Source organism: Deferrisoma sp. (assembly GCF_054681715.1).
On the sequence record NZ_BAAHFQ010000136.1, the window covers coordinates 1 to 7,437 of the forward strand.

Sequence of the window (7,437 nt, forward strand, 5' to 3'; positions counted from 1 at the left end):
CCCACCACGTCCACGTCCTCCTGGATCGCGGCGGCCACGATCTTCTCGGGGGTCTGGCGGATGCCGGTGTAGATCACCTCCATGCCGGCGTCCCGAAGGGCCCGGGCCACCACCTTGGCGCCCCGGTCGTGGCCGTCGAGGCCGGGCTTGCCGATCAACACGCGAATCTTCTTCTGCGCCATCTCACAACCCTCCCGGGTCAAAGGTCGAAAGAAAAAACCGATCGGATCAGGTGGCCTCGGTGTACTCGCCGTACACCCCCCGGAGCACGTCGCAGATCTCGCCCAGGGTGGCGTAGGCCTTCACGGCCTCGAGGATCGGGGGCATCACGTTCGCGCCCTCGGTGGCGGCCTGCCGGAGGGCCTGGAGGCTCTTCTCCACGGCCCCGGCGTCGCGCTCGGCCCGCACCCGGGCCGTCTTCTGGCGCTGGTAGGCCTCCACCTCGGGGTCCACCCGCAGGAGGTTCTTCGGGAGCTCCTCCTCGATCTGGAACTTGTTCACGCCCACCACGATCTGCTCGCCGCTTTCCACGGCCCTCTGGTAGGCGTAGGCGGCGTCGCCGATCTCCTGCTGGATGTACCCGGCCTCGATCGCCTTGATCACCCCGCCCATGTCGTCGATCTTGTCCAGGTACTCCTTGGCCCGGCGCTCGATCTCGTCGGTCATGGCCTCCACCAGGTACGACCCGGCCAGGGGGTCGGCCGAGTCGGCCACGCCCGACTCGTGGGCGATGATCTGCTGGGTCCGCAGGGCGATCCGCACCGAATCCTCGGTGGGCAGGCACAGGGCCTCGTCCCGGGAGTTGGTGTGGAGGCTCTGGGTGCCCCCCAGCACCGCGGCCAGGGCCTGGAGGGTCACCCGCACCACGTTGTTATCGGGCTGCTGGGCCGTGAGGGTGCACCCGGCGGTCTGGGTGTGGAACCGCAGCATCATGCTCCGGGGATCCTTGGCGCCGAACCGCTCCTTCATGATCCGGGCCCACAGCCGGCGGGCCGCCCGGAACTTGGCCACCTCCTCCAAGAGGTTGTTGTGGGCGTTGAAGAAGAACGAGAGCCGCCCCGCGAACTCGTCCACGTCGAGGCCCCGGTCCACGGCGGCCTGCACGTAGGCGATGGCGTTGGCCAGCGTGAACGCCACCTCCTGCACCGCCGTGCTGCCGGCCTCCCGGATGTGGTAGCCCGAGATGGACATGGTGTTCCAGGCGGGCACGTGCTCCTTACAGAACGAGATGATGTCGGTGATGATCTTGAGGCTCGGCTCGGGCGGGAAGATGTAGGTGCCCCGGGCCACGTACTCCTTGAGGATGTCGTTCTGGATGGTGCCCCGGAGCTTGTCGCTCGGCACGCCCTGCTTCTCGGCCACGGCGATGTACATGGCCAGCAGGATCCCGGCCGGGGCGTTGATGGTCATGGAGGTCGAGACCTGGTCCAGCGGGATGCCGTCGAACAGGATCTCCATGTCCCGGAGGCTGTCGATGGCCACCCCCACCTTGCCCACCTCGCCCTCGGCGAGTTCGTGGTCCGAGTCGTACCCGATCTGGGTGGGCAGGTCGAAGGCCACGCTCAGACCCGTCTGGCCCTGCTTCAGGAGGTAGTGGTAGCGCTCGTTGGTCTGCTCGGCCGTGCCGAACCCGGCGTACTGGCGCATGGTCCAGAACCGGCCCCGGTACATGGTGGGCTGGACGCCCCGGGTGAAGGGGTACTCGCCGGGGAGCCCCACGTTCTCCAGGTACCCGTCGAGGTCCACGTCGAGCGGGGTGAACACCCGTTTCACCTCGATGCCCGAGGTGGTCAGGAACTTCTCCCGGCGCTCCGGGAACTTCTTGAGCGTTTTCGCCACCGGCCCCTGTTCCCACGCCTCCACGCGCTGGCGGATCGCCTCTTTGTCCATGGAAGCCTCCCTCCGCGATCGAAACGACGCCTCAAACCCACCCCGCCGGCCCTTCCGACGGGCTGGCCCGGCAGGGTAGCAGGATCGCTCCTTTTCAGCAATATTGAAAATCTTAAGGGAGGCTAAAAAGCTGGGAAGCTAGGAGGCTGGGAAGCCGGGAAGTGCCCCCCCAGAACGATGCTTACCCCTCCCACGCCCGGCGCAGGTTGCGGAGGGCGGCCGGGAGTTCCCCCGGGTGGGTGGGGCCGCCGAGGTCCACGAGCAGGTCGGTTACCCCCGCCTCCCGCCAGGCCGGGGCCCGGTCGAGCCACGAGAACGGCTCGGTGCGGTACACCCGGGCGGCCGGATCGCGCACCAGGGCCCGGGGCACGAACGACCAGGTGAGCTCGGTGCCGTCCTGGGCCGTCCGGGGCTCGTCCGCGGGCCACACCACGGCCGGGTCGAGGCGGGTCAGGAAGAGCGGCGGCCGGCCCCAGGCGTAGGCCACGGGCCGCAGGGGCCAGCCGGCGAGCGCCTCCGGCTCGGCCTCGGGGCTCGCCACCGCCGTGCGGCACCCCCATCCGGCCAACTCCTCGGCCGCCCAGGGGTTCACCGCGTTCAGTTCCCGGCCGGCGTGGAGCTCAAGCTCTAGGCCCCGCACCAGGTCCCGGTGGCCCGGGTTCGTGAGGCACACCGCCCGGAACCCCTCGGCCGCGAGGCCCTCGAGCCGCTCCCGGTAGAGCGCGAGATCGGCCTGGGCGATCCAGGCCGGCAGCTCCCACACGATCCGATCCCGGCCCCCGAGCTCCCCGGCCAGCCGCTCCCGGGCCCGCAGGGTCTCGGTGGTCATGAGGGCCACCACCCGGTGGGGCCCCTCGGCCGCCGCGGCCTTCAGGGCCCTCGCCGTCTCGGCCCGGACCCAGAGCCGAAGCCCCGGCCCGGCGTTTCGGGCCTCCCGGGGCGGCGCGACCGCGGCGACCCGGCGCTCCCCCTCGGCCCGGAGCGCCTCGTCGAGCCGGGCCACCACGGCCCGGCGGATCTCGTTCAGGCGCGAGGGGGGCACCACCACCGGCGGGATCTCCCCCTCCACCCGGAACCCCGCCAGGTGGTAGCCGGTGCCGCCCAAGCGGCCGAACCGCTGGTGCAGGGTGTGGTAGTCGAGGGGGTGGCGCTCGGCCTCGTACCATTCGACCCCGAAGGTCTCGTCCACCTCCACCGGCCCGCAGGCGGCCCGCACCCGAAGCTCCTGCCGGCCGAACGAAAGGGTGAGCTGGAGGGCGCGGCCCTCGGGCCCGGCCGCGGCCCGGGCCTCCTTGGCGAAGCGCTGCTCCAGCTCCTCCCCGGCCGCGGTCTTGGTGCGAAGCACCGGGTCGCCCCGGTTCACGGCCTCGGCGCACTCGAGCTCGTAGCGGAACCCGCCCGGCACCTTTTTCTTCCGAAACGCCCGGAGCGTGAGATCCACGCCCTGCCCGGTCGCCCCGGTGGGGATGCGAATCCGGTCGCCCCGGTGGAGCGGTGTTTCGGCGAAGAGCACCAGGTTCCCCTTCTTCCACCGCACCACCCGGCCCACCCGGGCGCCGAGAGCCGGCGCCCCGCCCTTCCGGAGCACCTCCCGGGGCCGGGGGTGCACCGCGTACCCCTCCGAGGCCGGCCGCGCGGCCACCGCCGCCAGCATCTCCCGGGCCGCGCCCACGGCCGCCTCCCGGTCGGCCTCGTCCGCGTCGAGCACCTTCCGGTAGGCCCGCACCACGGTGTGGACGTACTCGGGGCCCTTGAGCCGGCCCTCGATCTTGAGCGCGTCGGCCCCGGCCCGGGCCAGGTCCCACACCCGGCCGATCAGGCAGAGGTCCGAGGTGGAGAGCGGGTGGTGCTCCTTCGGAATCGCCGGTCGCCGGTCGCCGGTCGCCGGTCCGGCCTTCCCCCGGGGCCGGCGCCCGGCAGCGGTCTCCTCGCCGTCCGGCTCCCCCGCCGGCCGGCGGTAGCCCCACCGGCAGGGCTGGGCGCACCAGCCCCGGTTGGCGCTCCGGCCGAGGAGGAGCGCCGAGGCCATGCACTGGCCCGACACCGAGGCGCAAAGCGCCCCGTGCACGAACACCTCGAGCGACGCCCGGGTCTCCCGGCGGATCGCCGCGATCTCGGGGATCGTGCACTCCCGGCCCAGCACCACCCGGGCGAACCCCATCTCCTCCAGGGCCCGCACCCCGGCCGCGTTGTGGACCGACATCTGGGTCGAGGCGTGGAGCCGGGCCTCGGGGAAGGCCTCCCGGCACACCCTGGCGAGCCCCAGGTCCTGCAGGATCAGGGCGTCCACCCCGAGGGTCAGAAGATCCCACACCACGCCCGCGACCCGGGGCATGTCGGCCGGGTCCACCAAGGTGTTCAGGGTCACGTACACCCGCCGTCCCGCGGCGTGGGCCGCCGGAATCACCCGGGCGAGGTCCTCAAGACCGAAGTTCTTCGCCCGCCCGCGGGCGCTCCACTCCCGGAGCCCCAGATAAAACGCGTCGGCCCCGGCCTCCAGGCCGGCCCAAAACGCCTCGACCGACCCCGCCGGGGCCACCAGTTCCGGTTTGTTCATGGAATCTCGCTTCGCGCTGGGCGGCCAGGCCGCTAGGCGGCTGGGCGGCCGACACGCCTTCGTCCGTTGTGCGGAGAACTTTGTCCCGTGGGCCGCACTCTGCGCCCGTCCTGCCACTCCTCCCGGCCGGACCTTCGGCCCGGGGTTCCTCTTCCTAGGCGACGGCCTTGGGACGCTTCATTTACCTCCTCTGCAGGTCTTCCCTCGCCCAGGTTCCACCGATGCGCCGACTGCAGGACTCCGTCGACAGGTTCAGTAGGTCCTCGAGCGCCTGTTCCGGCCTGGACCTCCCTCCGGCAAACGCCCGAAGCGCATCCACCAGAACCCGGTCCACGCTGACCCCCAAAGCCTTCGCCCGCGCCGCGGCCCGCTCCAAGAGTTCGTCGTCAACCTGAACTCTGAGATCCTTCATCATCATTCTTCCGCCCGGTTCGCATGAAACCACCCCCCGTCATCCTTTCGTTGCGAGCGCTGCGGCGTGGCGAGAGAGGCAAAACCGATTCTCACGCCACGATCGCAACGACCGCCACGATTTCCGGAGGGAGTTCAATACCGGACCACCCGCAAGGCCGCGGTCATAGCTCCACACCCTCCTCCTCGATGGTTTCCCGAAGCCGCGGCGGTGCCTCCTCCGCCCGGACGAGATCGACCGAGAACCTTGGGTCCTCGGCGAGGCACCGCGACACGGCCCGGAGATACTCGTCTTCGGCGATGCCCCACGCGGCCAGGTCCACGTCCGACCGTTCATGGAAGAACCGGGCCTCCACGGCCGAACCGAACAGCACCACCCGCGTCGCGCCGAACTCCCGGCGGAGCGCCTCCGCCAGGCGGCGCGCCACCTCGAGCGCCTCCCGGCGCCGGGCCTCCCTCGCCCGGGCGCGGCGCGCCGCCCGCTCCTCCGCAGCCCGCCGCCATTGGGCCCTTTCCGCCTCGGTGTATTCCCGAACCATCGGGCTTACCCCAATCTCGGGCCCATGTCCCTTCAGCCACAGGTACTTGCGCCGCGGGCGCTGCGGCGTGGCGAGACATCCAAAACCAATTCTCACGCCACGTGCGCAACGAACGCCACGGGAAGACGCTTGAGATTCCGGAGAGGGAGATTGGCCCCGAACTCTCGCCGCCCGGGGAACGGACCCGCCCCGCGCTGAACTTCAGGAACCCTCATGCGAGCCCCGGTCCGGCCTTCTCCCGATTCGTCTGGCGTTCTGGGAACTCGCACCGAGCCACCTTACCACCGCCCCTGCCGGGCTTCTACGGGGCCGGGGGTGACGATTTTTGTCACCCGGGACTGCCGCAGGTTGTCAGTTTTGGAGCGGTTCCCGGGAGGCCCCGGGCGGCACCCCAACATGTCGGGGGTGCGTGAAAGCGAAGGCCCACATGTCGTTGCGCTTTGGGGTGGCCGGAAAAAATCGCCGTTGGCACGGCCGTTGCTACTAAAGCGAGCGAAGGCAGGGGACGATCAGTAGCCCGAAGGCTTTCGGAGGAACACGAACCCAGGGACGGGGGGAAAGGAGGTGGAGGTTCAAGGATGACGCCGCCCGAGACGTAGCCACCAACCGGGGGGAGCCCCTGGCTCCCGCAGACCACGCAACCCAAACCCAACACCCAACGAAGGAGGAACCATCATGATCCGCAAGATTCGCAGCAAGATGAAAGAGCGCAAGGGCTTCACCCTGATCGAGCTCATGATCGTCGTGGCCATCCTCGGCATCCTGGCCGCCGTGGCGATCCCCCAGTACCTGAACTACATCGCCCGGTCGAAGGTGAACGCGGCCAAGTCGAACTATGATGTGGCCGTGAACTTCATCAAATCGGAGATCGCCAAAAAGGCTGCAGGCGCCGGCAACGTCACGGACGACGTGGTGGCCGACCTCAATGAGGGCGACAAGAAGTCTCCCTTCGATGCTAGCCTCGACGCGTTCACGAATTCTGCTACCACAATCGGCGCCGGGCAGGTGGGCATCAATGTTGTCGATATCAATGGCGCATCTGCGGGGGACGCAATCCGGGTTGTGGCCGACTTCGACGGCACCGCTTCGACGGCCGAGGGCAATACGGTCATCATCGTAGAGTAAACAGGCTTCCCGCCCCCCGGCTCTTGAATCGCGAACGAGCCGGGGGGCGCGTTTCGTTTGCGGGTCGAACACGGCCGATGCCGGTGGTGGCGCTATGGTGATGCAACGCACTAGACGATCTTCCGCCGCCTTTACCCTGATCGAAGTTATGATCGTTGTGGCGATTCTCGGTATCTTGGCGGCCGTGGCGTTGCCGGTTTACACGGGGTACCTGACGAGGTCCAAGCGAGCGGTGCTGGAAGAAAATTTTCGGACCGCTGTGGGCCTCATTCGGAACGAAATAGCAAAGAGGAACGCGGGCGCGGAGTCATTTTTGGATACTGCGGCAGATTTCGTCGCTGCGCTGAACCAAGGGGGCAAGACGAGCGTCTACAACTCGTCGACGGATGCTTTTGCAACAGGCGGCACTGAACCCGGAACGGTTGTCATCACAAAGGACCCGGCGACAAACACCTATAGCGTGACGGCCTACGGCGAGAACGGGAATCCCCTTGGTGGGCGTACTGTCACCATTGTTCTGGAGTAAACGGGCAAATGAAAAGAGGTCAGGGCTTCACGTTGGTGGAATTGATGATCGTCGTCGCCATCCTGGGTATCCTGGCGGCGATCGCGGTTCCGATGTACAGGGGGTACGTGTCGAGCGCCAAGGTTTCCGAAGCAAAGAGCAACTTGGAAACCATCCGCCTTCTGGAAGAGCAGTACTACGCCGATCACAAAACGTACGTGGCCGGGGCCGACACGAGCGCCCTCGTCGCAAATCTCCCCGGGTTCGAACCCGGAGACCCCGACGACCTCTACTACGACTACAAGGTCGAGGCCGGCGACACCGGCGACATCGCCACCTCGTTCAAGGCCACGGCCACCCCGAAGGCCAGTGCCCCCTCGGGCGTTCTCACCATCAACGAGAAAAACGAG

The 7,437-nt window shown here is 68.7% G+C and carries 8 protein-coding genes; 3 read left to right on the forward strand and 5 right to left on the reverse strand.

All coding sequences use genetic code 11. From position 1 onward, the window contains the following. The 5 genes from ACY0I8_RS14445 to ACY0I8_RS14465 form a co-directional block, all read right to left on the reverse strand. Nucleotides 1-182, reverse strand: a 182-nt coding sequence (locus tag ACY0I8_RS14445) for a cobalamin-dependent protein (protein WP_461395318.1), incomplete at its 3' end; no start/stop codon positions are given. A 46-nt stretch (nucleotides 183-228) separates the two neighbouring features. Next, entirely contained in the window at nucleotides 229-1,890 is a 1,662-nt protein-coding gene (locus tag ACY0I8_RS14450) for an acyl-CoA mutase large subunit family protein (protein ID WP_461395319.1), read from the reverse strand. Nucleotides 1,891-2,071: 181 nt separating this feature from the next. Further along, a complete protein-coding gene (locus ACY0I8_RS14455) occupies nucleotides 2,072-4,447 on the reverse strand; it encodes a peptidase U32 family protein (RefSeq protein ID WP_461395320.1) in 2,376 nt (791 codons plus the stop codon). Nucleotides 4,448-4,628: 181 nt separating this feature from the next. Next, nucleotides 4,629-4,862 (reverse strand): hypothetical protein, encoded by a 234-nt coding sequence (locus ACY0I8_RS14460; RefSeq protein ID WP_461395321.1) that lies wholly within the window; start codon nucleotides 4,860-4,862, stop codon nucleotides 4,629-4,631. Nucleotides 4,863-5,022: 160 nt separating this feature from the next. Beyond that, the gene (locus ACY0I8_RS14465) at nucleotides 5,023-5,397 is read right to left on the reverse strand and encodes a nucleotidyltransferase family protein (RefSeq protein ID WP_461395322.1); all 375 of its coding nucleotides are present in this window, start codon (nucleotides 5,395-5,397) and stop codon (nucleotides 5,023-5,025) included. Nucleotides 5,398-6,072: 675 nt separating this feature from the next. Here ACY0I8_RS14465 and ACY0I8_RS14470 point away from each other — a divergent pair. The 3 genes from ACY0I8_RS14470 to ACY0I8_RS14480 form a co-directional block, all read left to right on the forward strand. Further along, a complete protein-coding gene (locus ACY0I8_RS14470) occupies nucleotides 6,073-6,522 on the forward strand; it encodes a type IV pilin protein (RefSeq protein WP_461395323.1) in 450 nt (149 codons plus the stop codon). Between the two features lie 94 nt (nucleotides 6,523-6,616). Further along, complete coding sequence (locus ACY0I8_RS14475; RefSeq protein WP_461395324.1) at nucleotides 6,617-7,048, forward strand: type IV pilin protein; 432 nt, start codon at nucleotides 6,617-6,619, stop codon at nucleotides 7,046-7,048. Nucleotides 7,049-7,092: 44 nt separating this feature from the next. Further along, nucleotides 7,093-7,437, forward strand: a 345-nt coding sequence (locus ACY0I8_RS14480) for a type IV pilin protein (RefSeq protein WP_461395325.1), incomplete at its 3' end; no start/stop codon positions are given.